The organism is Pseudomonas sp. GGS8 (assembly GCF_024168645.1).
Taxonomy (GTDB): Bacteria; Pseudomonadota; Gammaproteobacteria; order Pseudomonadales; family Pseudomonadaceae; genus Aquipseudomonas.
Genome location: NZ_JALJWF010000001.1, coordinates 2933780 through 2957603 on the forward strand (window position 1 = coordinate 2933780; position 23824 = coordinate 2957603).

The 23824-nt window shown below is 59.8% G+C and carries 25 protein-coding genes; 14 read left to right on the top strand and 11 right to left on the bottom strand.

Going from position 1 to position 23824, the window contains the following annotated elements; translation table 11 throughout:
- Window positions 1-60 precede the first annotated feature (60 nt).
- From J3D54_RS13160 to tldD, 3 genes are all read left to right on the top strand, one after another.
- Window positions 61-3864 (top strand): YhdP family protein, encoded by a 3804-nt coding sequence (locus tag J3D54_RS13160; RefSeq protein ID WP_253418722.1) that lies wholly within the window; start codon window positions 61-63, stop codon window positions 3862-3864.
- A 192-nt stretch (window positions 3865-4056) separates the two neighbouring features.
- On the top strand, window positions 4057-4911 hold the full coding sequence (locus J3D54_RS13165) for a carbon-nitrogen hydrolase family protein (RefSeq protein WP_253418724.1): 855 nt from the start codon (window positions 4057-4059) through the stop codon (window positions 4909-4911).
- Between the two features lie 12 nt (window positions 4912-4923).
- Window positions 4924-6366: a metalloprotease TldD gene (gene tldD, locus J3D54_RS13170; protein ID WP_253418726.1), complete on the top strand. Its 1443-nt coding sequence runs from the start codon at window positions 4924-4926 to the stop codon at window positions 6364-6366.
- Between the two features lie 60 nt (window positions 6367-6426).
- On the opposite strand, the gene yjgA is transcribed toward tldD, so the two are convergent.
- Window positions 6427-6951 (bottom strand): ribosome biogenesis factor YjgA, encoded by a 525-nt coding sequence (yjgA, locus tag J3D54_RS13175; protein WP_253418728.1) that lies wholly within the window; start codon window positions 6949-6951, stop codon window positions 6427-6429.
- Between the two features lie 108 nt (window positions 6952-7059).
- Here yjgA and pmbA point away from each other — a divergent pair, with 108 nt between their 5' ends.
- A complete protein-coding gene (gene pmbA, locus J3D54_RS13180) occupies window positions 7060-8406 on the top strand; it encodes a metalloprotease PmbA (protein ID WP_253418731.1) in 1347 nt (448 codons plus the stop codon).
- A gap of 129 nt (window positions 8407-8535) precedes the next feature.
- Here the strand turns inward: pmbA and J3D54_RS13185 are convergent, their stop codons facing one another.
- The 10 genes from J3D54_RS13185 to J3D54_RS13230 form a co-directional block, all read right to left on the bottom strand.
- Window positions 8536-8808, bottom strand: coding sequence for an HPr family phosphocarrier protein (locus J3D54_RS13185; protein ID WP_253418734.1), 273 nt, complete (start codon window positions 8806-8808; stop codon window positions 8536-8538).
- A gap of 15 nt (window positions 8809-8823) precedes the next feature.
- A complete protein-coding gene (gene rapZ / locus J3D54_RS13190; RefSeq protein WP_007941240.1) occupies window positions 8824-9681 on the bottom strand; it encodes an RNase adapter RapZ in 858 nt (285 codons plus the stop codon).
- Between the two features lie 2 nt (window positions 9682-9683).
- Window positions 9684-10148: a PTS IIA-like nitrogen regulatory protein PtsN gene (gene ptsN, locus J3D54_RS13195; RefSeq protein WP_253418737.1), complete on the bottom strand. Its 465-nt coding sequence runs from the start codon at window positions 10146-10148 to the stop codon at window positions 9684-9686.
- Window positions 10149-10160: 12 nt separating this feature from the next.
- Window positions 10161-10469 (bottom strand): ribosome-associated translation inhibitor RaiA, encoded by a 309-nt coding sequence (gene raiA / locus J3D54_RS13200; RefSeq protein WP_007941242.1) that lies wholly within the window; start codon window positions 10467-10469, stop codon window positions 10161-10163.
- A 74-nt stretch (window positions 10470-10543) separates the two neighbouring features.
- The gene (locus tag J3D54_RS13205) at window positions 10544-12037 is read right to left on the bottom strand and encodes an RNA polymerase factor sigma-54 (protein WP_253418740.1); all 1494 of its coding nucleotides are present in this window, start codon (window positions 12035-12037) and stop codon (window positions 10544-10546) included.
- 185 nt (window positions 12038-12222) lie between these two features.
- Window positions 12223-12948: an LPS export ABC transporter ATP-binding protein gene (gene lptB / locus J3D54_RS13210; RefSeq protein WP_018927206.1), complete on the bottom strand. Its 726-nt coding sequence runs from the start codon at window positions 12946-12948 to the stop codon at window positions 12223-12225.
- Entirely contained in the window at window positions 12948-13496 is a 549-nt protein-coding gene (gene lptA / locus J3D54_RS13215) for a lipopolysaccharide transport periplasmic protein LptA (RefSeq protein ID WP_253418743.1), read from the bottom strand. Before lptA ends, lptB begins: the two co-directional genes overlap by 1 nt.
- Window positions 13483-14055: an LPS export ABC transporter periplasmic protein LptC gene (gene lptC, locus J3D54_RS13220; protein WP_253418746.1), complete on the bottom strand. Its 573-nt coding sequence runs from the start codon at window positions 14053-14055 to the stop codon at window positions 13483-13485. Before lptC ends, lptA begins: the two co-directional genes overlap by 14 nt.
- A 7-nt stretch (window positions 14056-14062) precedes the next feature.
- A complete protein-coding gene (locus J3D54_RS13225) occupies window positions 14063-14587 on the bottom strand; it encodes an HAD family hydrolase (RefSeq protein ID WP_253418749.1) in 525 nt (174 codons plus the stop codon).
- On the bottom strand, window positions 14587-15561 hold the full coding sequence (locus J3D54_RS13230; protein ID WP_253418752.1) for a KpsF/GutQ family sugar-phosphate isomerase: 975 nt from the start codon (window positions 15559-15561) through the stop codon (window positions 14587-14589). The genes J3D54_RS13225 and J3D54_RS13230 overlap by 1 nt, the downstream gene beginning before the upstream one ends.
- 276 nt (window positions 15562-15837) lie before the next feature.
- Between J3D54_RS13230 and J3D54_RS13235 the strand changes: the two genes are divergently transcribed.
- The 10 genes from J3D54_RS13235 to hisC all read left to right on the top strand — a co-directional run bounded on the left by J3D54_RS13235 (window position 15838) and on the right by hisC (window position 23786).
- Window positions 15838-16647, top strand: a complete 810-nt coding sequence (locus tag J3D54_RS13235; protein WP_253418756.1) for an ATP-binding cassette domain-containing protein — start codon at window positions 15838-15840, stop codon at window positions 16645-16647.
- The gene (mlaE, locus tag J3D54_RS13240; protein ID WP_007901556.1) at window positions 16647-17444 is read left to right on the top strand and encodes a lipid asymmetry maintenance ABC transporter permease subunit MlaE; all 798 of its coding nucleotides are present in this window, start codon (window positions 16647-16649) and stop codon (window positions 17442-17444) included. Before J3D54_RS13235 ends, mlaE begins: the two co-directional genes overlap by 1 nt.
- A complete protein-coding gene (gene mlaD, locus J3D54_RS13245) occupies window positions 17444-17911 on the top strand; it encodes an outer membrane lipid asymmetry maintenance protein MlaD (protein WP_253418758.1) in 468 nt (155 codons plus the stop codon). Before mlaE ends, mlaD begins: the two co-directional genes overlap by 1 nt.
- A gap of 11 nt (window positions 17912-17922) precedes the next feature.
- Complete coding sequence (locus tag J3D54_RS13250) at window positions 17923-18576, top strand: phospholipid-binding protein MlaC (RefSeq protein ID WP_253418761.1); 654 nt, start codon at window positions 17923-17925, stop codon at window positions 18574-18576.
- Window positions 18573-18878 carry a lipid asymmetry maintenance protein MlaB gene (locus J3D54_RS13255; RefSeq protein ID WP_253418764.1) on the top strand — a complete coding sequence of 102 codons (306 nt, stop codon included), beginning with the start codon at window positions 18573-18575 and terminating at the stop codon, window positions 18876-18878. The genes J3D54_RS13250 and J3D54_RS13255 overlap by 4 nt, the downstream gene beginning before the upstream one ends.
- A 114-nt stretch (window positions 18879-18992) precedes the next feature.
- On the top strand, window positions 18993-19232 hold the full coding sequence (locus J3D54_RS13260) for a BolA family protein (protein ID WP_018927196.1): 240 nt from the start codon (window positions 18993-18995) through the stop codon (window positions 19230-19232).
- A gap of 22 nt (window positions 19233-19254) precedes the next feature.
- Complete coding sequence (gene murA / locus J3D54_RS13265; protein WP_008070575.1) at window positions 19255-20520, top strand: UDP-N-acetylglucosamine 1-carboxyvinyltransferase; 1266 nt, start codon at window positions 19255-19257, stop codon at window positions 20518-20520.
- Window positions 20521-20645: 125 nt separating this feature from the next.
- The gene (hisG, locus tag J3D54_RS13270) at window positions 20646-21281 is read left to right on the top strand and encodes an ATP phosphoribosyltransferase (RefSeq protein WP_095144983.1); all 636 of its coding nucleotides are present in this window, start codon (window positions 20646-20648) and stop codon (window positions 21279-21281) included.
- A 124-nt stretch (window positions 21282-21405) separates the two neighbouring features.
- Complete coding sequence (gene hisD, locus J3D54_RS13275; RefSeq protein WP_018927194.1) at window positions 21406-22731, top strand: histidinol dehydrogenase; 1326 nt, start codon at window positions 21406-21408, stop codon at window positions 22729-22731.
- A gap of 2 nt (window positions 22732-22733) precedes the next feature.
- Window positions 22734-23786 carry a histidinol-phosphate transaminase gene (gene hisC / locus J3D54_RS13280; RefSeq protein WP_253418767.1) on the top strand — a complete coding sequence of 351 codons (1053 nt, stop codon included), beginning with the start codon at window positions 22734-22736 and terminating at the stop codon, window positions 23784-23786.
- Window positions 23787-23824: the final 38 nt, after the last annotated feature.

Below are 23824 nucleotides of genomic sequence, written 5' to 3' on the forward strand. Positions count from 1 at the left end.
TTCCATTAGAACGGCTGGCCTCAGCTTTTTGCAGTATTTTTGCCACGGGAGCCAACTGACATGGACCGTCTGACACGCATTTTGGCCGCACTGACCCGCTGGGGTCTGGGCCTGTGTGCGTTGGTTTTGGTGTTGATGGCGTTGTTCGTCAGCCTCGGCCGGGAGTTGACGCCGCTGGTGGCCGAATACCGTGCCGACGTCGAAACCAAAGCCAGCGCCGTCTTGGGCATGCCCTTGCATATCGGTGTACTGGAAGGTCGCTGGAGTGGCCTCGCCCCGGTTCTGCTGGCCCATGACGTGATGGTCGGTGAGGGCTCCAATGCCCTGCGCCTGGATCAGGTGCGTGCGGTGCCGGATCTGTGGGCCAGCCTGCTGGCGCGCGAAATACGCATCGCACATCTGGAGCTCAACGGCCTGAAGATCAGCCTCAAGGAGAGCGCGGACGGTCATTGGGCGCTGGAGGGGTTGGCGGTGCAGCAGGATCAGCCGCTGGATCCGGAGCAACTGCTCAATCGCATGCAGATAGTCCAGCAACTGTCGGTGCTCGACAGTCAGGTGACCTTGCAACCGCTGGATCAGCCGCCGCTGACCCTGACCTATGTTGGCCTTAGTTTGCGAACCGGCGTGTCGCGTCAGCGGCTCGATGCTCGCTTGACCCTGCCTGATGGCCAGCCGGTTGCGATCAGCCTGCGCACCCGTATCCGCGCCAGTCAGTGGGCGGATGGCGAGGTCGATGCTTATCTGAGCCTGCCGCAAAGCGATTGGTCGAAATGGTTACCCGAGCGCCTGACCCAACAATGGAATTTCTCCGAGATAAAGGCCGGTGGCGAGCTCTGGGTGAACTGGCACGAGGGCGCGCTGCAAAGTGCCGCGATCCGTTTGAACGCGCCTCAACTCAAGGGTGCCTACGCCGAGCGCAAGCCGATCCAGATCAACAATCTGGCGCTTAACGGCTATTTCCAGCGCAGCTCCACAGGCGTCCTGGTCACCTTGGATTCCCTGGCGATGAGCCTGGGAGAAACCCGCTGGGAATCGAAACTGCAATTTCAACAAACCATGGCGACCGACGAGGTGCCAGAGCTCTTGCATCTGCAAGCCGACCGCATCGACCTCACGCCGCTCACCCCGTTGCTGAACGCCTTGGGGCCGCTTCCGGAAGGTGTCGCCACGGCCGTCGAGCGGCTCAAGGTCACCGGGGTCTTGCGCAACGTGCTGATCGACCTGCGTCCCGCGGCTACCGATGACAGCAAATTCAGCTTTGCCGCCAATCTGGAAAAGGTCGGCTTCGACGCTTATCACGGTGCACCGGCAGCGCGAAATGTCAGCGGCAGCATCAGCGGCGACCTCGGGCAGGGCGAGTTGCGCATGGACAGCAAGGATTTCTCCTTGCACCTGGACCCGATTTTCGCCAAGCCATGGCAATACATTCAGGCCAACGCGCGGTTGACCTGGAAACTCGACAAAAAAGGTTTCACCCTGATTGCGCCGTACCTGAAGGTGCTGGGCGAAGAGGGCAAGATTGCCGGCGACTTCCTGATCCGCCTGCATTTCGATCACACCCAGGAAGACTACATGGACCTGCGCGTCGGCCTGGTCGACGGCGACGGTCGCTACACCGCCAAGTACCTGCCGGCCGTGTTGAGCCCGGCGCTGGACGAATGGCTGCGTACGGCGATTCTCAAAGGCGCGGTGGATGAAGGTTTCTTCCAGTACCAGGGGGCGCTGAATCATGGCGCCCCCGAGACGGCTCGCAGCATCAGCCTGTTTTTCAAGGTTCACGATGCCGAGCTGGCGTTTCAGCCGGGTTGGCCGCATGTCAGCAAGGTCAGCGGCGATGTGTTCATCGAAGACAGCGGCGTGCGGATTCTCGCGAGCAAGGGGCAATTGCTCGACACCCAGGTCAACGACGTCTACGTCAATATTCCTCATGTGCCTGCCGGACAGAGCCCCCACCTATTCCTCGATGGCGGGTTCGCCGGTGGGTTGGGCGATGGCCTGAAGATTCTGCAGGAAGCACCGATCGGCACCGCCGACACCTTCGCCGGCTGGGAGGGCGAGGGCGATCTGCAAGGCAAGCTCAACCTGGATATCCCGCTGGTCAAAGGCGAGCGACCGAAAATCCTCGTCGATTTCAAGACCGACAAGGCCCGTTTGAAGCTGCGCGAGCCCACCTTGGAACTGACACAACTGAAGGGCGATTTCCGTTTCGACAATACCAAGGGTTTGAGCGGGCAAAAGATCACGGCGCGAGCATTCGACAAGCCCGTGACCGCGCAGATTTTTGCCGATGGCAGTGCGGGCAAGCTCAACACTCGGGTCACCGCATCGGGTCAGGTCGAGGTCAAGAAACTCACCGAATGGCTGAACGTCACTCAGCCGTTGCCGGTGTCCGGTACGGTCCCTTATCAGCTGCAACTGAACCTTGATGGTGCCGACAGCCAATTGATAGTCAGCTCCAATCTCAAAGGCGTGAAGGTGGATTTGCCGGCGCCGTTCGGCATGGCGGCGGATGTCGGGCGTGACACCGTATTCCGCATGACCCTGCAAGGACCGGAACGGCGTTACTGGGTCAACTACGGTGAATTGGCGAACTTCACGTTTGCGGCACCGACCGGCAATTTCGTCGACGGTCGCGGCGAGTTGTTTCTCGGCGGTGGTGATGCCGTGCTGCCCGGCAACAAAGGCCTGCGTGTGCGCGGCGTATTGTCCGAACTGGATGTTGCTCCCTGGCAGGATCTCGTAAGCAAGTATGCGGGCCAGGACCCAGGCGGCAGTGCCAAGCAATTGCTCAGTGGCGCGGACTTCAAGGTCGGTAAGCTCATTGCTTTTGGCACCACCCTCGACCAGGCGTCGGTGCAGTTGACGCGTAAACCGTCTGCGTGGGCGCTGCAACTCGACAGTCAGCAGGCTAAGGGCACCGTCGGTATCCCTGATGCGAAAGCCGCACCGATTGCGGTCAATCTGCAATACGTACGTTTGCCGGCCCCAGACCCGACGGTGCTGGCCGACGAGAATTCGCCGGATCCGCTGGCCACCGTGGACCCGACGAAAATCCCGGCACTGGATATCACCATCAATCAACTGTTCCAGGGCCAGGATCTGGTGGGCGCCTGGCTATTGAGAGTTCGCCCGACCGGCAAGGGCATTGCCCTCAACTCCCTGGACATGGGCCTCAAGGGCATCTTCCTGCAGGGCAGCGGCGGTTGGGAAGGCACGCCCGGCAATTCCAGCAGTTGGTACAAGGGCCGGGTCAGTGGCAAGAACCTCGCCGACGTACTCAAGGGCTGGGGCTTTGCGCCGAGCGTCACCAGTGAAGAGTTTCACATGGATGTCGACGGTCGCTGGCCTGGCTCACCGGCGTGGCTGGCCACCAAGCGCTTCTCCGGCAGCCTTGATGCGTCGCTCAATAAAGGTCAGTTTGTTGAAGTCGAGGGCAGCGCCCAGGCTCTACGGGTATTTGGCCTGCTCAACTTCAACTCCATTGGCCGCCGCTTGCGCCTGGACTTTTCCGACCTGTTCGGCAAAGGCTTGAGCTATGACCGGGTCAAAGGTCTGCTGGTCGCGAGCAATGGGGTCTACGTGACCCGTGAGCCGATCCTGCTGACCGGCCCGTCGAGCAACCTGGAACTCAACGGCACCCTGGACCTGGTGGCTGATCAGGTTGATGCCAAGCTGTTGGTGACCTTGCCGGTGACCAACAATCTGCCGATTGCCGCGCTGATCGTCGGTGCGCCAGCCGTCGGTGGGGCGCTGTTCCTGATCGATAAGCTGATCGGTGACCGTGTGGCGCGCTTTGCCAGCGTCAGATACACGGTCAAAGGTCCGTGGAAAGAGCCGAAAATCACCTTCGACAAGCCTTTTTGAAAAGCCACTTTCCAAGCCTATGGAGTAGCATGGCTTTAAGGTCGAATGCGCCGACGCTAATCCCTGTAGGAGCGAGGCTTGCCCGCGAACCGACGCACCGCAGTGCATCAGGAAAGACGCCTTCGCGGGCAAGTCGGACCGCCGCACCGCTCGCTCCTACAGTCATGTGTTGTTTTGAGTAAGGAAATGGCCATGTCTGTAGCAGTCATTCAAATGGTCAGCCAGAGCGACGTGCTGGCCAATCTGGCCCAGGCCCGTCGTCTGCTTGAGCAAGCGGCGTCCGGTGGCGCGCAGCTGGCCGTGCTTCCGGAAAACTTCGCTGCCATGGGCCGTCGCGACATTGCCGACATCGGCCGCGCCGAAGCCTTGGGTGAAGGCCCGATCCTGCCGTGGTTGAAACAGACCGCCCGCGACCTCAAGTTATGGATAGTGGCCGGCACGTTGCCGTTGCCGCCGGCGGATCAACCGACGGCCAAAGCACATGCGTGCTCGTTGTTGGTCGATGATCAGGGCGAGACCGTGGCGCGGTACGACAAGCTGCATCTGTTCGACGTGGACGTAGCGGACACTCGCGGGCGCTATCGCGAATCCGATGACTATGCTTATGGCAGTGGTGTGGTGGTTGCCGATACGCCGGTCGGTCGAGTCGGCCTGACGGTGTGTTACGACTTGCGATTTCCGGAGCTGTACAGCGAATTGCGTGCTGCTGGCGCGGAGTTGATTACCGCTCCGTCAGCCTTTACCGCAGTGACCGGCGCGGCCCATTGGGACGTGCTGATTCGCGCGCGGGCCATCGAGACTCAGTGTTATGTGCTCGCGGCCGCCCAGGGTGGAACACATCCGGGGCCGCGAGAGACCTTTGGTCATGCCGCCATCGTCGATCCATGGGGACGGGTGCTGGCACAACAGGATCAGGGCGAGGCCGTGCTGCTGGCCGAACGCGACAGCAGCGAACAGGCGTCTATCAGGGCGCGGATGCCGGTGTCCACTCACCGGCGCTTTTTCTCGCAGGGCGCCCAGCGACCTGCATCAGAACGACGAATTTAAGGCGTAAAGCATATGAGCGAGTTGTTGTCCTCTGTCAGTGAACACCTCCTGGCGCCCGGCGGCGTAACGATCGAGAGCCTGCAAGGTGTGCTCGGTGATCTGGCCGGCCCGGGCATCGATGCCGCCGACCTGTATTTCCAGGGGCAGATTTCCGAGTCCTGGGCGCTGGAAGACGGGATCGTCAAGGAAGGCAGCTTCAACCTCGACCAGGGTGTCGGCGTGCGTGCGCAATCGGGTGAAAAAACCGGTTTTGCCTATAGCAATGCGATCACCCTCGAAGCGCTGGGCGCGGCGGCCCGTGCGGCCCGTTCGATCTCCCGGGCCGGGCAGAATGGCACCGTGCAGGCGTTCACCACTCAGGATGTCGCCCAATTGTACGGGCCGGACAACCCGCTGGAAGTGATGAGCCGCGCCGAGAAAGTCGAGTTGCTCAAGCGCATCGATGTGGCGACCCGCGCCCTCGACCCGCGTATCCAGCAAGTCACCGTGAGCATGGCCGGGGTCTGGGAGCGGATTCTGATCGCCTCCACCGATGGCGGCCTGGCGGCGGATGTGCGGCCGCTAGTGCGTTTCAACGTCAGCGTGATCGTCGAGCAGAACGGTCGCCGCGAGCGCGGCGGTCATGGCGGTGGCGGTCGTACCGATTACCGCTATTTCCTCAGCGAAGACCGCGCCATGGGCTATGCCCGCGAAGCGTTGCGCCAGGCGCTGGTGAACCTGGAAGCGATCCCGGCCCCGGCCGGTACGTTGCCGGTGGTGTTGGGGTCGGGTTGGTCCGGTGTGTTGCTGCACGAAGCGGTCGGTCACGGTCTGGAAGGCGATTTCAACCGCAAGGGCAGTTCGGCCTACAGCGGGCGCATGGGCGAGATGGTTGCATCGAAGCTCTGCACCATCGTCGATGATGGCACCCTCGCCGGGCGCCGTGGTTCGCTGAGCGTCGATGACGAAGGCACGCCGACCGAGTGCACCACACTGATCGAAAACGGTGTGCTCAAAGGTTACATGCAGGACAAGCTCAACGCGCGCCTGATGGGTGTGGCCCGCACCGGCAACGGTCGTCGTGAATCTTACGCGCACCTGCCGATGCCGCGCATGACCAACACTTACATGCTCGGTGGCGAAAGCGACCCGGCGGAAATCATCGCCTCGGTGAAAAAAGGCATCTACTGCGCCAACCTCGGCGGCGGTCAGGTGGACATCACCAGTGGCAAGTTCGTGTTCTCCACCAGCGAGGCGTACTTGATCGAAGACGGCAAGATTACTGCCCCGGTCAAAGGCGCGACGTTGATCGGCAACGGGCCGGAAGCCATGAGCCGGGTGTCGATGGTTGGTAACGATCTGGCGCTGGACAGCGGTGTGGGAACGTGTGGCAAGGATGGGCAGTCGGTGCCGGTGGGTGTCGGCCAGCCAACCTTGAAAATAGATGCGATCACTGTGGGTGGCACAGGATCGTAAGGGTCTCTTGAAAAAGTGAAGCTTCGGGTGAGTTGCGAGGCAACTCACCCGATTCGGGACTTAACGCAAACCGCGTTGAGTCTCATCCAGCTCACGGATGTACTTGAAGATTTTACGGCTCGAAGCCGGTGGCTTGTTGGTCGCCAGTTCGTGCTGGGCCTGACGGATCAGGGAGCGCAATTGTTGACGATCGGCCTCCGGGTAATCGACGACGAATTTCTCCAGGACGGCGTCGTCGCCTGCGATCAAGCGATCGCGCCAGCGTTCCAGGCCGTGGAAACGTTCGTTGTACTGCCGGGTGGAGGCATCGAGTTGATCGAGCAGAGTGAGAATGGCGTCAGTGTCCTGATCGCGCATCAGCTTGCCGATGAACTGAAGGTGCCGTTTACGCGCGATGTTCGCGGTGTGCTTGGGCGCATCGGCCAGAGCCCGGCGCAAAGCGTCGGTCAACGGCAGTTTTGCCAGCAGGTCAGGCTTGAGTGTTGTAAGGCGCTCGCCGAGGCCAACCAGAGCATGCAGCTCGCGTTTGACCTGGGATTTGCTTTTTTCTCCCGTATCGAGGGAGTCGTCGTAAGAATCAACCATGGTGGCCGTCCGCAAAGAAACGCCGCCATGATAACCAGTCGGGGGCCGCTTGTCCGGCCCGGTCGCTCGATGACCGTTACCGAAAGCAGAATTTGAGTGGAGAACAGCATGAGTGCAGTTGAAAGCGTCGGCCCACAAGCGTTGCCGGCACTGCAAGAGCAAGTCGAGCAGATCATTGCTGAAGCCAAGCGCCAGGGCGCCAGTGCCTGTGAAGTGGCGGTGTCGCTGGAGCAGGGCCTGTCGACCACGGTGCGTCAGCGGGAAGTCGAAACCGTTGAGTTCAACCGCGACCAGGGCTTTGGCATCACCTTGTATGTAGGGCAGCGCAAAGGCTCGGCCAGCACCTCGGCCAGCGGTTCGGAAGCGATTCGCGAAACCGTCGCTGCTGCGCTGGCAATCGCCAAACACACGTCGGAAGATGAAGCCGCAGGCCTGGCGGATGCCGCGCTGATGGCCAAGGAACTGCAGGACTTCGACCTGTTCCACCCATGGAGCATCACCCCGGAGCGAGCGATCGAGCAGGCCCTGGCCTGTGAAGCGGCGGCGTTTGCCGCCGACAGCCGGATCAAGAATGCCGACGGTACCACCCTCAGCACTCACCAGGGTTGCCGTGTGTACGGCAACAGCCACGGTTTTGTCGGCGGTTATGCCTCGACCCGTCACAGCCTCAGCTGTGTGATGATCGCCGAGGCCGATGGCCAGATGCAGCGCGATTACTGGTACGACGTGAACCGGCAGGGCAATTTGTTAGCCAGCCCGGAGAGCATCGGCCAGCGTGCCGCGCAACGGGCAGCGAGTCGCTTGGGCGCGCGCCCGGTGCCGACCTGCGAAGTGCCGGTGCTGTTTTCTGCGGAACTGGCCGGCGGTTTGTTTGGAAGTTTCCTCTCGGCGATTTCCGGTGGCAGTCTGTATCGCAAATCGTCGTTCCTCGAAGGCACGCTGGGGCAAAAACTGTTCCCGGAATGGCTGACCATCGATGAACGTCCGCACTTGATGCGCGCCTTGGGCAGCTCTGCCTTCGACGGCGATGGCCTGGCGACCTACGCCAAGCCGTTCGTGGAAAACGGCGAGCTGGTGTCCTACGTGCTTGGCACCTATTCCGGCCGTAAGCTGGGCATGCCGAGCACCGCCAATGCCGGCGGGGTGCACAACCTGTTCGTCACCCATGGCGACGAAGATCAGGCGGCCTTGTTGCGCCGCATGGGTCGTGGCCTGCTGGTCACTGAATTGATGGGGCAGGGCCTGAACATGGTCACTGGCGATTACTCCCGTGGCGCGGCGGGTTTCTGGGTCGAGAACGGTGAAATCCAGTTCGCGGTCCAGGAAGTGACCATTGCCGGCAACATGCGTGACATGTTCAAGCAGATCCTTGCGGTGGGTAATGACCTGGAATTACGCAGCAACATTCGCACCGGTTCGGTGTTGATCGAGCGGATGACGGTGGCGGGCAGCTAAGCTGCGACTGCTGCACAAAAAAACGCGCCACCCAATCGGGTGGCGCGTTTTTTTTGGATCAAGATATCGCAGCTTTTGTCAGCGCCTACGCGTCTGTGGCCGCGACCGAATGCTGCAATCCATTGATCTTTATTCGCCTTCGTCGAAGTAGTTATTGATCAGCGCCACCAGTGCAGCCATTGCTTCCTGCTCTTGTTCACCTTCGGTTTTCAGGTGGATTTTGGTGCCCTTGCCCGCAGCCAGCATCATCATGGCCATGATACTTTTGCCATCGACCATAGTCTCTGGAGTGCGGCCAGCCCTGATCTGGCACGGGAACTGCCCGGCCACCCCGACGAACTTTGCAGATGCGCGGGCATGCAGGCCCAGCTTGTTGATGATTTCGATTTCCAGAGCAGGCATCGCGATGTGAATCCTTTAGCTGAGGTCGCGGTGGCGAACCTGGACGTTCTTCAGGGATTGTTGCAGGACCTGACCCAGACGTTCGGTCAAGTAGACAGAGCGGTGATGTCCGCCGGTGCAGCCAATGGCAATGGTGACATAGGCGCGGTTGCTGGCGGCAAAGCGGGGCAACCACTTGAGCAGGTAGGAGGAAATGTCCTGGAACATCTCTTCGACATCCGGCTGTGCCGCCAGGTACTCGGCCACCGGTTGATCGAGCCCGGACTGTGCCCGCAGCTCCGGTTTCCAGTAAGGGTTGGGCAGGCAACGCACGTCGAACACCAGATCGGCGTCCACCGGCATGCCACGCTTGAACCCGAAAGACTCCACCAGAAACGCAGTACCGGGCTCCGGCTGATTCAGCAGGCGCAGCTTGATGGTATCGCGCAGCTGATACAGGTTCAGACTGGTGGTGTTGACCTTGAGGTCGGCCAGATCGGCGATCGGCCCCAGCAGATTGGTTTCGTCCTCTATCGCCTCCGCCAGCGAGCGATTGGCGCTACTCAGGGGGTGACGACGGCGGGTTTCCGAAAAACGTTTGAGCAGGGTCTCTTCATCGGCGTCCAGATACAGCACATCGCACTGGATATGCCGGCTGCGGACTTCTTCCAGCAATTCGGGAAACCGTGACAGGTGGCTCGGCAAGTTGCGTGCATCGATGGACACGGCCACCAGCGGTTGTGCCAGTTCGGTATGAATCAGCGCGCGTTCGGCCAGTTCTGGCAACAGGCCGGCAGGCAGGTTGTCGATGCAGTAGTAGCCGTTGTCCTCGAGAACATCGAGGGCAGTGCTTTTACCTGAGCCGGAGCGGCCGCTGACGATGATCAGGCGCATGATTAGTGACCGTTTTGCTCGTTCAGGACAACCTGATACAAGGCTTCGTTGCTCGGGGCGCTACGCAGTTTTTCGCGCACTTCCTTGCGGTCAAGCATGCTGGCGATCTGGCGCAGCAACTCCAGGTGCGCATCGGTGGCGGCTTCCGGGACCAGCAGGACAAACAGCAGGTCAACCGGGGCACCGTCGATGGCGTCGAAATCGATGGGTGCGTCCAAGTGCATCAAGGCGCTGATGGGCGACTCACAGCCCTTGAGGCGGCAGTGGGGGATGGCGATACCGTTGCCAAAACCGGTGGAACCGAGTTTTTCACGGGCGACCAGACTCTCGAAGACATCCTGCATGGCCAGACCCGGCACTTCGCGATGGATAAGGTTGGCAATTTGCTCGAGGGCTTTCTTTTTACTGCCGCCCGGCACGTTCACGAGGGAACGGCCGGGGGTCAGGATGCTTTCAAGTCGGATCATGGGTTGGGAGTGTTAACGACCGGTCGCGCCCTGGAGGAGGCTCTGGGTCTTTTCCTTATGCTTTTTGAGTTGTTTATCCAGCTTGTCGGTCAGTGCGTCGATCGCTGCGTACATATCGGTATGTTCCGCGTTAGCGACCACTTCATTGCCGGGAATATGCAGTGTGGCTTCGATTTTCTGCTTGAGCTTCTCGACCGTCATCGTGACTTGCACGTTGGTGATCTTGTCGAAATGCCTCTCTAATCGTTCGAGTTTTTCGCCGATGTAGGTGCGAAGAGGTTCGGTCACTTCCAGTTGGTGTCCACTGATGTTGACTTGCATACAGCTTCTCCTTCGTTGCCAGTGCATAAAGCGGTAGATCAGATGATCTACCACTGGAACGCTGTGGCGTGGCTCTACATCAACCGCTTGCGTTCGCTCGAAGGCGCGATCCCGAGGGATTCGCGGTACTTGGCGACGGTGCGGCGAGCCACCTGAATGCCTTGTGCCTCCAGTAAACCAGCGATCTTGCTGTCACTCAACGGCTTTTTCTGATTTTCCGCGGCAACCAGTTTTTTGATGATCGCGCGGATCGCCGTGGACGAGCATTCACCGCCTTCGGAGGTGCTGACGTGGCTGGAAAAAAAGTATTTCAGTTCATAGATGCCCCGTGGGGTATGCATGAATTTCTGCGTGGTCACCCGTGAAATAGTCGATTCATGCATGCCTACCGCCTCAGCGATGTCGTGCAGTACCAACGGCTTCATGGCCTCGTCGCCGTACTCCAGGAAGCCGCGCTGATGCTCGACGATCTGGGTGGCCACTTTCATAAGGGTTTCGTTGCGGCTTTGCAGGCTCTTGATGAACCAGCGAGCTTCCTGCAGCTGATTACGCATGAAGGTGTTATCAGCGCTGGTATCGGCGCGGCGTACGAAGCCGGCGTATTGGGCGTTGACCCGCAGGCGTGGCACCGACTCCTGGTTCAGCTCCACCAGCCAGCGCTCGTTGTCCTTGCGCACGATCACGTCGGGAACAACGTATTCGGCTTCGGTGGACTCGATTTGCGAGCCCGGGCGCGGGTTGAGGCTCTGGACCAGTTCGATCACCTGGCGCAGTTCATCTTCCTTGAGCTTCATGCGGCGCATCAGCTGGCTGTAGTCGCGGCTGCCGAGCAGGTCGATGTAGTCGGTGACCAGGCGCTTGGCCTCGGCCAGCCAAGGGGTCTTGGCGGGCAGTTGGCGCAGTTGCAGCAGCAGGCATTCACCGAGGTTGCGAGCGCCGATACCGGCGGGCTCGAATTGCTGGATGCGATGCAGGACGGCTTCGATTTCGTCCAGTTCGATGTCCAGTTCCGGATCGAAGGCCTCAAGGATTTCCTCGAGGGTTTCGTCCAGATAGCCCTGATTGTTGATGCAGTCGATCAGGGTCACGGCGATCAGGCGATCGGTGTCGGACATCGGTGCCAGGTTCAGTTGCCAGAGCAAATGGCTTTGCAGGCTTTCACCGGCCGAAGTACGGGTGGTGAAATCCCACTCGTCGTCATCATTGCTCGGCAGGCTGCTGGCACTGGTCTGGTAGACGTCTTCCCAGGCGGTATCGACAGGCAATTCGTTGGGAATGCGTTCGTTCCAGTCGCCTTCCTCAAGGTTATCCACCGTCGGAGCGGTTTCCTGGTAGGAGGGTTCCTGAATGTCGGCGTTGGGTTGCTGTTCGGCTTTGTCGGCCAAGGGGTCGGCGTTATCGAAGTCGTCGCCTTCTTCCTGGCGTTCGAGCATCGGATTGGACTCCAGGGCCTCCTGGATTTCCTGTTGCAGGTCCAGGGTCGACAATTGGAGCAGGCGGATGGCCTGTTGCAGCTGCGGTGTCATCGTCAGCTGCTGGCCCATTCTCAAGACTAGCGATGGTTTCATGGCAGGGGCTTAACACCTTATTCGCCGGCGCACATGCGCCATCCACTACAGGGCGCCGAAGCGCCAAACATAAGCAAATTATATGCCTGAAACTGAAGTGTTTGCCTAGAGCGCTGTAACAATAAAAAACTATTGATTTTTTATTGAAAAAGAGCGCTCAGGCGACTGGCCAGGCAGTTCAGCGCTTACAGGCGGAACTCGTGGCCCAGATACACTTCCTTGACCAGTTCGTTGGCCAGGATGGTGGCAGAGTCACCTTCAGCGATCAGCTGGCCATCATTGACGATGTAGGCGGTTTCGCAGATGTCCAGGGTTTCACGGACGTTGTGGTCAGTGATCAGCACGCCAATGCCTTTGGCCTTGAGGTGATGGATGATCTGCTTGATGTCGCCCACCGAGATCGGGTCCACGCCGGCGAAGGGTTCGTCGAGGAGGATGAATTTCGGGTTGGTGGCCAGTGCCCGGGCAATTTCCACGCGACGGCGTTCGCCACCGGACAGGCTCATGCCAAGGCTGTCACGGATGTGGTGGATGTGAAATTCCTGCAGCAGGCTTTCCAGCTCTTTGCGGCGACCTGCCTTGTCGAGCTCCTTGCGGGTCTCGAGGATGGCCATGATGTTGTCGGTCACCGACAGCTTGCGGAAGATCGACGCTTCTTGTGGAAGATAGCCGATACCGGCCTTCGCACGACCGTGCATCGGCTGGTGGCTGACATCCAGGTCATCGATCAGTACGCGGCCCTGATCGGCCTGCACCAGACCGACGATCATGTAGAAACAGGTGGTCTTGCCGGCGCCGTTGGGACCAAGCAGGCCGACGATCTGACCGCTGTCGATGGACAAGCTGACGTCACGCACGACCTGGCGGCTCTTGTAGCTCTTGGCCAGATGCTGAGCTTTCAGAGTTGCCATTACTGGGCCTTTTGCTCGTCGGTTTTCTTTTTCGGCTGGATCACCATGTCGATGCGCGGACGCGTCTCGGTGACTTTGTTGCCCGTGGCGCGACCGGCGCTCGCAAGCTTCTTGACCGTGTCGTAGACGATTTTCTCGCCCTGGGTGGTGTTATTGTCCTTGTCGACAACTTTTGCCTTGTCGATCAGCACTACGCGGTTTTGGGCTGCGTGGTACTGGATGGTCACGCCCCAGCCCTGAACGGGCTTGGTGTCACCAGCGGTCTGCAGTTGCTCGAAGTAGGCCAGGTTGCCCACCGAAGTCACCACGTCGATGTCGCCTGCAGGCGTGCGGGTGATGGTCACGGTGTTGCCCTTAACGATCATCGAGCCCTGGGTGATGATCACGTCACCTTTATAGGTGGCAATGCCATTCTTGTCGTCCAGCTGGGCGTCGTCGGCCTGAATGCGGATAGGCTGCGCTTGATCGGTCGGCAGAGCCCAGGCGCTCACGCTTCCCAGTGCTGCGCTCAGACTGAGCAAAATAGGGAGAGTTTTAACGAGCCTCATACTGTCCTCTTACGTTCGATAGCAGGTGTATCCTGCTTTCTTTCAAGTACGCTTTCATTCCGTTGCCTGTCGATACACCGCCAGCGCCGTCGATTCTAACGGGTTGATCGGTCTGCGCATATTGCTGCTGCGGGAACACTGTCATACGGGTGGTGGTAATCAGGGTTTTACGGTTTTTTTCGTCGAAACGGGTGATGCGTACCGAGTCAATCAGCTCGACCTGGGTGCCGTCCGGGTTGACTTCGCCGCGCTCGCTCTGGACGTGCCAGGGGAACTCGGTACCGCGAAACATGTTCAGGTCAGGATTGGACAGCAACGTCACTTCGGTCGCTTTCAGGTGTTCGACCTTGTCGGACGTCATTTCGTACTGCAATTTGCCGTCCGGCAGGTACTGCACGCTGTGGGCGTTGGTGGCGTAATAGTCGATCATGGCTTCATCGACTTGCGCCACTGGCTTGTCGAGGAAGCGTTCCGGGCTGATGTTCCAGTAGCCGACCGCAGCGAATAGCGCCGCGATGCAACCGAATATCAGGATGTTGCGAATCTTTTTGCTCAGCATGTTGGGCTCACAGGTACGCGGCGTTGGCCGCATCGAGGCGGCCCTGGGCGCGCAGGATCAATTCGCAGAATTCGCGCGCGGCACCCTCGCCGCCACGGGCCTGGGTGATGCCGTGGGCGTGTTCGCGCACGAAACTGGCGGCGTTGGCCACCGCCATGCCCAGGCCGACGCGGCGAATCACCGGCAGGTCCGGCAGGTCGTCGCCGAGGTAGGCCACGTGTTCATAGCTTAGGTTGAGTTGGGCAAGGAGCTCGTCGAGCACCACCAGTTTGTCTTCGCGACCCTGGTACAGGTGTGGAATGCCGAGGTTCTTCGCCCGCCGTTCGACCACCGGAGTCTTGCGGCCGCTGATGATAGCGGTCTGCACGCCGGCTGCCATCAACATCTTGATGCCCTGACCGTCGAGGGTATTGAAGGTCTTGAATTCGCTGCCGTCTTCGAGGAAATACAGGCGCCCGTCGGTCAGCACGCCGTCGACGTCGAATACCGCCAGTTTGATCTGTTTGCCGCGTTGCAGTAGATCCGTGCTCATTACATGACTCCCGCGCGCAGCAAATCGTGCATGTTCAAGGCGCCGACCGGACGGTCTTCGCTGTCGACCACGACCAGCGCGTTGATCTTGTGGTCTTCCATGATTTTCAGCGCCTCGGCGGCAAGCATCTCGGCACGTGCGGTCTTGCCGTGGGCGGTCATGACCTGGTCGATGGTGACGCTGTGGATGTCGATGCTGCGGTCCAGGGTGCGACGCAGATCGCCGTCGGTGAAGATCCCGGCAAGTTTGCCGTCGGCTTCCAGAACCACGGTCATGCCCAGGCCCTTGCGGGTCATTTCCATCAATGCGTCCTTGAGCAGGGTGCCGCGCTGAACCTGCGGCAGCTCTTGCCCGGCGTGCATGACGTTTTCCACTTTCAGCAGCAGGCGTCGGCCAAGCGCGCCGCCGGGGTGGGAAAAGGCGAAATCTTCAGCGGTAAAACCGCGGGCTTCCAGCAGCGCCACCGCCAGGGCATCGCCCATCACCAGGGCGGCGGTGGTCGAAGAGGTTGGCGCCAGGTTCAACGGGCAGGCTTCGTGCTCGACGTGAACGTTGAGGTTGACCTCGGCAGCCTTGGCCAGCGCTGAATCGGGATTGCCGGTGACGCTGATCAATTTGATGCCCAGGCGCTTGATCAGTGGCAGCAGGGTGACGATTTCATTGGTGGAGCCGGAGTTCGACAGTGCCAGGATGATGTCGTCGCGCGTGATCATGCCCATGTCGCCGTGGCTGGCTTCGGCTGGATGCACGAAGAATGACGTGGTGCCGGTACTGGCCAAGGTGGCGGCAATCTTGTTGCCGATATGCCCCGATTTGCCCATGCCGACCACGACTACGCGGCCTTTGCTCGCCAGAATCATCTCGCAAGCGCGTACGAAATCTGCGTCGATATGGGGCAGCAAGCCTTGTACGGCTTCCAGTTCGAGGCGGATGGTGCGTTGTGCAGATTGAATCAGGTTGCTGGATTGGCTCATGTCAGAAATCGTATAGCCTGATGAAAAGGCGGCGATTATAACGGTAATGATCAAAACCCTCACGCAAGTTCGTCGTGCTTTGTCATTCCTTATTACTGAAACCCTCTAAATAGATGATTTCAGGTGGTCATGTTGCTGAACGTGCCCGGCTTGGGCCTTGGGCGCTTGGCCTTTGCAGTGATATAGTTCGCCGCCAGTTCGGCCTGCCCGGGAAGGTATGTGCTTTCGTCAGAAAGCCAGGCGTCCGAGTGAGAGGCTGCATCGCAAGGAGTTTAGATGAGTGCCGATAACGCCTACGCGGTCGAGCTGAAGGGACTGACCTTCAAGCGCGGTGCGCGCAGCATTTTCAATAACGTCGATATCCGCATCCCACGCGGCAAGGTCACCGGCATCATGGGGCCTTCCGGGTGTGGCAAGACCACGCTGTTGCGGCTGATGGGTGCGCAATTGCGCCCCTCCAGCGGCGAAGTCTGGGTCAACGGCCAGAACCTGCCAACATTGTCGCGCAGCGATTTGTTCGATGCGCGCAAGCAGATGGGTGTGCTGTTTCAGAGCGGCGCACTGTTTACCGATCTCGATGTGTTCGAGAACGTCGCCTTTCCGTTGCGCGTTCATACCGCGCTGCCGGAAGAAATGATTCGCGACATTGTCCTGCTCAAATTGCAGGCCGTGGGCTTGCGTGGTGCCATCGACCTGATGCCCGACGAATTGTCCGGTGGGATGAAGCGTCGAGTCGCGCTGGCCCGGGCGATTGCCCTCGATCCGCAAATTCTCATGTATGACGAGCCCTTTGTCGGCCAGGACCCGATCGCCATGGGGGTGTTGGTGCGTCTGATCCGTCTGCTCAACGATGCGCTGGGTATCACCAGTATCGTGGTCTCCCATGATCTGGCCGAGACCGCGAGCATTGCGGACTACATCTTTGTCGTCGGCGAAGGTCAGGTGTTGGGGCAGGGGACTCCCGAGGAATTGATGAATTCGCAGGAACCACGGATACGCCAGTTCATGACTGGCGAACCCGACGGCCCGGTCGCATACCACTTTCCAGCGACGGATTACCGCGCAGATCTTCTGGGGAAGCGCTGATGCGCAAGATTTCACTGATAGAAAGAGTGCGCCGTTTCGGCCACGCCGGCATCGATGTGCTGGCGGTGTTCGGGCGTTCGGCGTTGTTCCTGTTTCATGCCTTGCTCGGTCGTGGCGGCATCGGCGGCGGTTTTGGCCTGCTGGTCAAGCAGTTGCATTCGGTGGGCGTGATGTCACTGGTGATCATCGTGGTCTCCGGGGTGTTCATCGGCATGGTGCTGGCGCTGCAGGGCTTCAACATTCTGTCCAGCTACGGTTCGGAGCAGGCGGTCGGGCAGATGGTTGCGCTGACGCTGCTGCGTGAGCTGGGGCCAGTGGTCACGGCCTTGCTGTTCGCCGGGCGCGCGGGTTCGGCGCTGACCGCCGAAATCGGCAACATGAAGTCCACCGAACAGCTGTCCAGCCTGGAAATGATCGGGGTCGACCCGCTCAAGTACATTATTGCCCCGCGCCTGTGGGCCGGCTTCATTTCCCTGCCGGTGCTGGCGATGATTTTCAGCGTGGTGGGCATCTGGGGCGGTTCGTGGGTGGCCGTCGACTGGTTGGGTGTCTATGAAGGCTCCTACTGGTCGAACATGCAAAACAGCGTGACGTTTGTCGACGATGTGCTCAACGGCATTATCAAAAGCATCGTTTTTGCCTTCGTCGTGACCTGGATCGCCGTATTCCAAGGCTATGACTGCGAGCCCACTTCCGAGGGGATCAGTCGTGCCACTACCAAGACCGTGGTGTATGCCTCTTTGGCGGTACTCGGCCTGGACTTTATTCTGACCGCCTTGATGTTTGGAGATTTCTGATGCAAAACCGCACCCTGGAAATCGGTGTCGGCCTTTTCTTGCTGGCTGGCATCCTGGCTTTGCTGTTGCTTGCGTTGCGGGTCAGTGGTCTGTCCCCGAGCCCGAGCACCGATACTTATAAACTTTATGCTTATTTCGATAATATCGCCGGTTTGACGGTCAGGGCTAAAGTGACCATGGCCGGTGTAACCATCGGCAAGGTCACGGCGATCGATCTGGATCGCGACAGCTTCACCGGTCGGGTGACCATGCAACTGGAAAAGCGCGTAGATAACCTGCCGACTGACTCCACTGCATCTATCCTGACGGCTGGCCTGTTGGGCGAGAAGTACATCGGTATCAGCGTGGGTGGGGAACAAACCCTGCTCAAGGAGGGTGGGACCATCCATGACACCCAGTCGTCGCTGGTGCTCGAGGACCTGATCGGTAAATTCCTGCTCAATACCGTTAGCAAAGACGCTAAATGAGGAGCTTTTAAATGATCTCTATCTTACGACGTGGCCTGTTGGTATTGCTCGCGGCCCTGCCGTTGATGGCTAACGCCGTGGCGGCGCAGTCGGCGCACGATCTGGTTCAGGACACCACGACCCGGATGCTCGCCGACCTGTCGGCCAATAAAGAGAAGTACAAGCAGGATCCACAAGACTTTTATACGGCGTTGAACACCATCGTCGGACCTGTGGTGGATGCCGAGGGCATTTCCAAAAGCATCATGACGGTCAAATACTCGCGCAAAGCAACGCCCGAACAAATGAAGACGTTTGAAGAAAACTTCAAAAAGGGCCTGTTCCAGTTTTATGGCAACGCCTTGCTCGAATACAACAACCAGGGCATCACCGTCGAGCCTGCCAAGGATGAATCCGGAGACCGTACCAGCGTGGGCATGACGGTCAAAGGCAGCAGCGGCGCGATCTATCCGGTGTCTTACACACTCGAAAAGATCAACGGTGAATGGAAGCTGCGTAACGTCATTATCAATGGAATCAACATTGGCAAGCTGTTCCGCGATCAGTTCGCTGATGCGATGCAGCGCAATGGCAACGACCTGGACAAGACCATCAATAGTTGGGCCGGGGAAGTCGCCAAAGCCAAGGAAAACACCGAAAAAGCTGTCGAGAAGAAAGTCCAATGAGTGAGTCGGCCATTCGCATGAGCGAAACCGGCGAGCTGCTGCTCAGCGGCGTGCTGGATTACCGGACGGGCCCGGACCTGCGCAAGCAGGGTCAGGCGCTGATCAAATCCAGCAAAGCGGCTGCACTGGTAATCGATTGCTCCGCGGTGGAGAAGTCCAGCAGCGTCGGTTTGTCGTTGCTGCTGTGTTTCATGCGCGATGCCCAGGCGGCCGGCAAGGCCCTGAGCATTCGTGCGATGCCCGACGATATGCGCGAAATCGCTCAGGTCAGTGAGTTGACCGAGCTGTTGGCGCACCCCTGAACCGCATCTATAAAGAAGCCCCCCGTCAGAGTCCTGCTTCGCGGGGTTCGCAGGCGCGGGGCTTTTTTGTATGATGTCCGACCCGCGCGCACAGGGCGCCGATTGAGGTTGAGCATGCAGGCCGTAGAAGTGAAGAGCTTCCTTGAAGGAAAGCTGCCAAACACGAAGGTGGAAGTTGAAGGCGAAGGCTGCAACTTCCAGCTGAACGTGATTAGCGATGAACTGGCGGCGTTAAGCCCGGTGAAGCGTCAGCAGCAGGTCTATGCCCATTTGAACCCATGGATTGTCGATGGCAGCATCCATGCGGTCACTATGAAATTTTTCAGCAGCGCGGCCTGGGCCGAGCGCACCTGAGCCCAAGGGCGTCGAGATTCTTATGGATAAATTGATTATTACCGGTGGCGCTCGTCTTGATGGCGAGATCCGCATTTCCGGGGCAAAGAACTCTGCCCTGCCGATCCTGGCTGCCACCTTGCTGTGCGATGGCCCGGTGACTGTGGCCAACTTGCCGCACCTGCACGACATCACCACCATGATCGAGCTGTTCGGTCGCATGGGCATTGAGCCTGTGATCGATGAGAAACTCAGCGTCGAAATCGACCCACGCACCATCAAGACCCTGATCGCGCCGTATGAACTGGTTAAAACCATGCGCGCCTCGATCCTGGTACTGGGCCCGATGGTTGCCCGTTTCGGTGAAGCTGAAGTCGCACTGCCTGGCGGTTGCGCCATCGGTTCGCGTCCGGTCGACCTGCACATCCGCGGCCTCGAAGCCATGGGCGCGGTCATCGACGTCGAAGGCGGCTACATCAAAGCCAAGGCCCCTGAAGGCGGCCTGCGCGGTGCGCACTTCTTCTTCGACACCGTCAGCGTGACCGGTACCGAGAACATCATGATGGCGGCCGCTCTGGCCAAGGGCCGTAGCGTTCTGGCCAACGCCGCTCGCGAACCTGAAGTCGTCGACCTGGCGAACTTCCTGAACGCCATGGGCGCGAAGGTTTCCGGTGCCGGTACCGACACCATCACCATCGATGGCGTTGAGCGTCTGCACACCACCACTTACAAAGTGATGCCTGACCGTATCGAGACTGGCACCTACTTGGTGGCGGCAGCGGTCACCGGCGGGCGTGTGAAGGTCAAGGACACCGATCCGACCATCCTTGAAGCCGTTCTGGAAAAGCTCCGCGAGTCGGGTGCTGAAATCACCTGCGGCGAAGACTGGATCGAGCTGAACATGCACGGCAAGCGGCCGAAAGCCGTCAACGTGCGGACCGCTCCATACCCGGCGTTCCCGACCGACATGCAAGCGCAGTTCATCTCCCTCAACGCCATTGCCGAAGGCACTGGTGCCGTGATCGAGACGATCTTCGAAAACCGCTTCATGCACGTTTACGAACTGCACCGCATGGGCGCGCACATCCAGGTCGAAGGCAACACCGCCATCGTCACTGGCATCGAAAAGCTCAAGGGCGCGCCAGTCATGGCCACCGACCTGCGTGCTTCGGCCAGCCTGGTGATCTCGGCGCTGATCGCCGAAGGCGATACCCTGATCGACCGCATCTACCACATCGACCGTGGTTATGAGTGCATCGAAGAGAAGCTGCAGATGCTCGGCGCCAAGATCCGCCGCGTTCCGGGCTAGTTTCTGCTGCATGGGCGCAGGGACGCGTCCGTTGATTTCGTTCAAATCGGGGCTGTTAGCCTTGATGTATGTCCGGCGCCGTTTGCGACCGGGCATGAGTACCTTGATAAGGACTGACGTTTCCCATGTTGACTATCGCACTGTCCAAGGGCCGCATCCTTGACGACACTTTGCCGCTTCTGGCTGAAGCGGGCATCGTGCCGACCGAGAATCCGGACAAGAGCCGCAAGCTGATCATCCCCACGACCCAGGCCGATGTGCGCTTGCTGATCGTGCGTGCCACCGATGTGCCGACCTATGTCGAGCATGGTGCCGCCGACCTGGGCGTCGCCGGTAAAGACGTGCTGATGGAATACGGTGGCCAGGGGCTGTACGAACCACTGGACCTGCAAATCGCCCAGTGCAAACTGATGACGGCCGGTAAGGTCGGCGCGATCGAGCCCAAGGGCCGGCTGCGCATCGCCACCAAGTTCGTCAACGTTGCCAAGCGCTACTACGCCGAACAGGGTCGTCAGGTCGACATCATCAAGCTCTACGGCTCGATGGAACTGGCGCCGCTGATCGGTCTGGCCGACAAGATCATCGACGTGGTCGACACCGGTAATACGCTGCGGGCCAATGGCCTGGAGCCACAGGATTTCATCGCTGCCATCAGCTCGCGTCTGATCGTCAACAAAGCCTCGATGAAAATGCAGCATGCCCGTATCCAGGCGTTGATCGACACCCTGCGCAAGGCAGTGGAGTCTCGACACCGCGGCTGATTCACCTGCGCGACCTTGAGTCGCGCCGTCTATCCGCCTCATAGCCAGAATTCTCAGGTGCCCAAGCGGATCGAATGTTAGCTTCGGGCGCCTGAGTTTTTGCCAATCCTATGAGGCTCTCGCTATGACCGCACCGACTGCAATTCGCCGACTCAACGCTGCTGATCCGGATTTCGCACATCATCTGGATCATCTGCTGAGCTGGGAAAGTGTGTCTGATGACTCGGTTAATCAGCGAGTGCTGGACATCATCAAGGCCGTGCGTGAGCGGGGCGATGCGGCGGTGGTCGAGTTCACCCAGAAGTTCGACGGCCTGCAAGTGGCGTCCATGGCGGACTTGATCCTGCCGCGCGAACGCCTGGAACTGGCATTGACCCGCATCACCGTGCCTCAGCGCGAAGCCCTGGAAAAAGCCGCGACCCGTGTGCGCAGCTACCACGAAAAGCAGAAACAGGACTCCTGGAGCTACACCGAAGCCGATGGCACGGTGCTGGGCCAGAAGGTCACGCCACTGGATCGCGCCGGCCTGTATGTACCGGGCGGCAAGGCGTCCTACCCGTCCTCGGTGCTGATGAACGCGATTCCGGCCAAGGTGGCAGGCGTGACCGAAGTGGTCATGGTCGTGCCGACCCCGCGCGGTGAAGTGAACGAGCTGGTGCTGGCCGCGGCTTGCATCGCCGGCGTCGACCGGGTGTTCACCATCGGCGGCGCCCAAGCGGTTGCGGCGCTGGCTTATGGCACTGAAAGCGTGCCGAAGGTCGACAAAGTGGTCGGTCCGGGCAATATCTATGTCGCCACCGCCAAGCGCCACGTGTTTGGCCAGGTCGGTATCGACATGATCGCCGGCCCGTCGGAGATTCTGGTGGTGTGTGACGGCCAGACCGATCCGGACTGGATCGCCATGGACCTGTTCTCCCAGGCCGAGCACGACGAAGACGCCCAGGCGATTCTGGTCAGCCCGGACGCTGAGTTCCTCGACAAGGTGGCCGCCAGCATCGCCAAACTGCTGCCAACCATGGAACGCGCCGAGATCATCGAAACCTCGATCAATGGCCGTGGTGCGCTGATCAAGGTTCGCGACATGGAACAGGCCATCGAAGTGGCCAACCGCATTGCCCCGGAGCACCTGGAGCTGTCGGTCGCCGATCCGCAGGCCTGGTTGCCGCAGATCCGCCATGCCGGCGCGATCTTCATGGGCCGCCACACTTCCGAAGCCCTGGGCGACTATTGCGCAGGTCCCAACCACGTATTGCCGACCTCCGGCACTGCGCGCTTCTCCTCGCCGTTGGGTGTTTACGACTTCCAGAAACGTTCGTCGATCATCTTCTGCTCCGAGCAGGGTGCCTCCGAACTGGGCAAGACCGCCTCCGTACTGGCCCGTGGCGAATCGCTGAGCGCTCACGCCCGCAGTGCTGAATACCGCATTCTTGATGACAAGCAGGGGAACTGAACATGAGTAAATTCTGGAGCCCGTTCGTCAAGAATCTGGTGCCTTATGTGCCGGGCGAGCAGCCGAAGCTGGCGAAACTGGTGAAGCTCAACACCAACGAAAACCCATACGGTCCATCGCCAAAAGCCCTGAAGGCAATGCAGACCGAACTGAATGACAACCTGCGTCTGTACCCGGACCCGAACAGCGACGTGCTCAAGCAAGCCGTTGCCAAGTATTACGGCGTGCAGGGCAATCAGGTGTTCCTCGGCAACGGTTCCGATGAAGTCCTGGCGCACATTTTTCACGGTTTGCTGCAACACGATAAGCCGCTGCTGTTCCCGGACATCAGTTACAGCTTCTACCCGGTTTACTGCGGGTTGTACGGGATTGCGTTTGACGCTGTGCCGCTGGACGAGCAGTTCCAGATCAACCCGGCGGACTACGCCAAGCCGAACGGCGGGATCATCTTCCCGAACCCGAACGCACCGACCGGTTGCCTGCTGGCGCTGGACGCCGTGGAGCAAATCCTCAAGGCCAGTCCGGATTCGGTGGTCGTGGTGGATGAGGCTTACATCGACTTCGGTGGCGAAACGGCGATCGCTCTGGTGGACCGTTATCCGAATCTGTTGGTGACGCAGACCCTGTCCAAGTCCCGTTCCCTGGCCGGTCTGCGGGTAGGTCTGGCCGTGGGGCACCCGGACCTGATCGAGGCGCTGGAGCGGATCAAGAACAGCTTCAACTCCTACCCGCTTGATCGCCTGGCGATTGTGGGGGCTGCGGCGGCGTTCGAAGATCGCGAGTATTTCGACAAGACTTGCCGGTTGGTCATCGAGAGTCGCGAGAAGGTGGTCGCGCAACTGGAGGCGAAGGGGTTTGAAGTGTTGCCGTCGGCGGCGAACTTCATTTTCGCCCGTCACCCGAAGCACGATGCGGCAGGGCTGGCGGCGAAGTTGCGCGAACAGGGCGTGATCGTTCGGCACTTCAAGCAAGAGCGGATTGCCCAGTTCCTGCGGATTTCCATCGGCGCGCCGGAGCAGAATCAGGCACTGATCGACAGCCTCGGCGACCTCTAGAACACGCCTCGGTCCTGTGGGAGCGTGGCTTGCCCGCG

Bases quoted from the DNA above. Each gene is read 5' to 3' on its own strand.
- J3D54_RS13160 (WP_253418722.1), top strand. From the start codon at position 61: ATGGACCGTCTGACACGCATTTTGGCCGCACTGACCCGCTGGGGTCTG.
- J3D54_RS13165 (WP_253418724.1), top strand. From the start codon at position 4,057: ATGTCTGTAGCAGTCATTCAAATGGTCAGCCAGAGCGACGTGCTGGCC.
- tldD (WP_253418726.1), top strand. From the start codon at position 4,924: ATGAGCGAGTTGTTGTCCTCTGTCAGTGAACACCTCCTGGCGCCCGGC.
- yjgA (WP_253418728.1), bottom strand. From the start codon at position 6,951: ATGGTTGATTCTTACGACGACTCCCTCGATACGGGAGAAAAAAGCAAA.
- pmbA (WP_253418731.1), top strand. From the start codon at position 7,060: ATGAGTGCAGTTGAAAGCGTCGGCCCACAAGCGTTGCCGGCACTGCAA.
- J3D54_RS13185 (WP_253418734.1), bottom strand. From the start codon at position 8,808: ATGCCTGCTCTGGAAATCGAAATCATCAACAAGCTGGGCCTGCATGCC.
- rapZ (WP_007941240.1), bottom strand. From the start codon at position 9,681: ATGCGCCTGATCATCGTCAGCGGCCGCTCCGGCTCAGGTAAAAGCACT.
- ptsN (WP_253418737.1), bottom strand. From the start codon at position 10,148: ATGATCCGACTTGAAAGCATCCTGACCCCCGGCCGTTCCCTCGTGAAC.
- raiA (WP_007941242.1), bottom strand. From the start codon at position 10,469: ATGCAAGTCAACATCAGTGGACACCAACTGGAAGTGACCGAACCTCTT.
- J3D54_RS13205 (WP_253418740.1), bottom strand. From the start codon at position 12,037: ATGAAACCATCGCTAGTCTTGAGAATGGGCCAGCAGCTGACGATGACA.
- lptB (WP_018927206.1), bottom strand. From the start codon at position 12,948: ATGGCAACTCTGAAAGCTCAGCATCTGGCCAAGAGCTACAAGAGCCGC.
- lptA (WP_253418743.1), bottom strand. From the start codon at position 13,496: ATGAGGCTCGTTAAAACTCTCCCTATTTTGCTCAGTCTGAGCGCAGCA.
- lptC (WP_253418746.1), bottom strand. From the start codon at position 14,055: ATGCTGAGCAAAAAGATTCGCAACATCCTGATATTCGGTTGCATCGCG.
- J3D54_RS13225 (WP_253418749.1), bottom strand. From the start codon at position 14,587: ATGAGCACGGATCTACTGCAACGCGGCAAACAGATCAAACTGGCGGTA.
- J3D54_RS13230 (WP_253418752.1), bottom strand. From the start codon at position 15,561: ATGAGCCAATCCAGCAACCTGATTCAATCTGCACAACGCACCATCCGC.
- J3D54_RS13235 (WP_253418756.1), top strand. From the start codon at position 15,838: ATGAGTGCCGATAACGCCTACGCGGTCGAGCTGAAGGGACTGACCTTC.
- mlaE (WP_007901556.1), top strand. From the start codon at position 16,647: ATGCGCAAGATTTCACTGATAGAAAGAGTGCGCCGTTTCGGCCACGCC.
- mlaD (WP_253418758.1), top strand. From the start codon at position 17,444: ATGCAAAACCGCACCCTGGAAATCGGTGTCGGCCTTTTCTTGCTGGCT.
- J3D54_RS13250 (WP_253418761.1), top strand. From the start codon at position 17,923: ATGATCTCTATCTTACGACGTGGCCTGTTGGTATTGCTCGCGGCCCTG.
- J3D54_RS13255 (WP_253418764.1), top strand. From the start codon at position 18,573: ATGAGTGAGTCGGCCATTCGCATGAGCGAAACCGGCGAGCTGCTGCTC.
- J3D54_RS13260 (WP_018927196.1), top strand. From the start codon at position 18,993: ATGCAGGCCGTAGAAGTGAAGAGCTTCCTTGAAGGAAAGCTGCCAAAC.
- murA (WP_008070575.1), top strand. From the start codon at position 19,255: ATGGATAAATTGATTATTACCGGTGGCGCTCGTCTTGATGGCGAGATC.
- hisG (WP_095144983.1), top strand. From the start codon at position 20,646: ATGTTGACTATCGCACTGTCCAAGGGCCGCATCCTTGACGACACTTTG.
- hisD (WP_018927194.1), top strand. From the start codon at position 21,406: ATGACCGCACCGACTGCAATTCGCCGACTCAACGCTGCTGATCCGGAT.
- hisC (WP_253418767.1), top strand. From the start codon at position 22,734: ATGAGTAAATTCTGGAGCCCGTTCGTCAAGAATCTGGTGCCTTATGTG.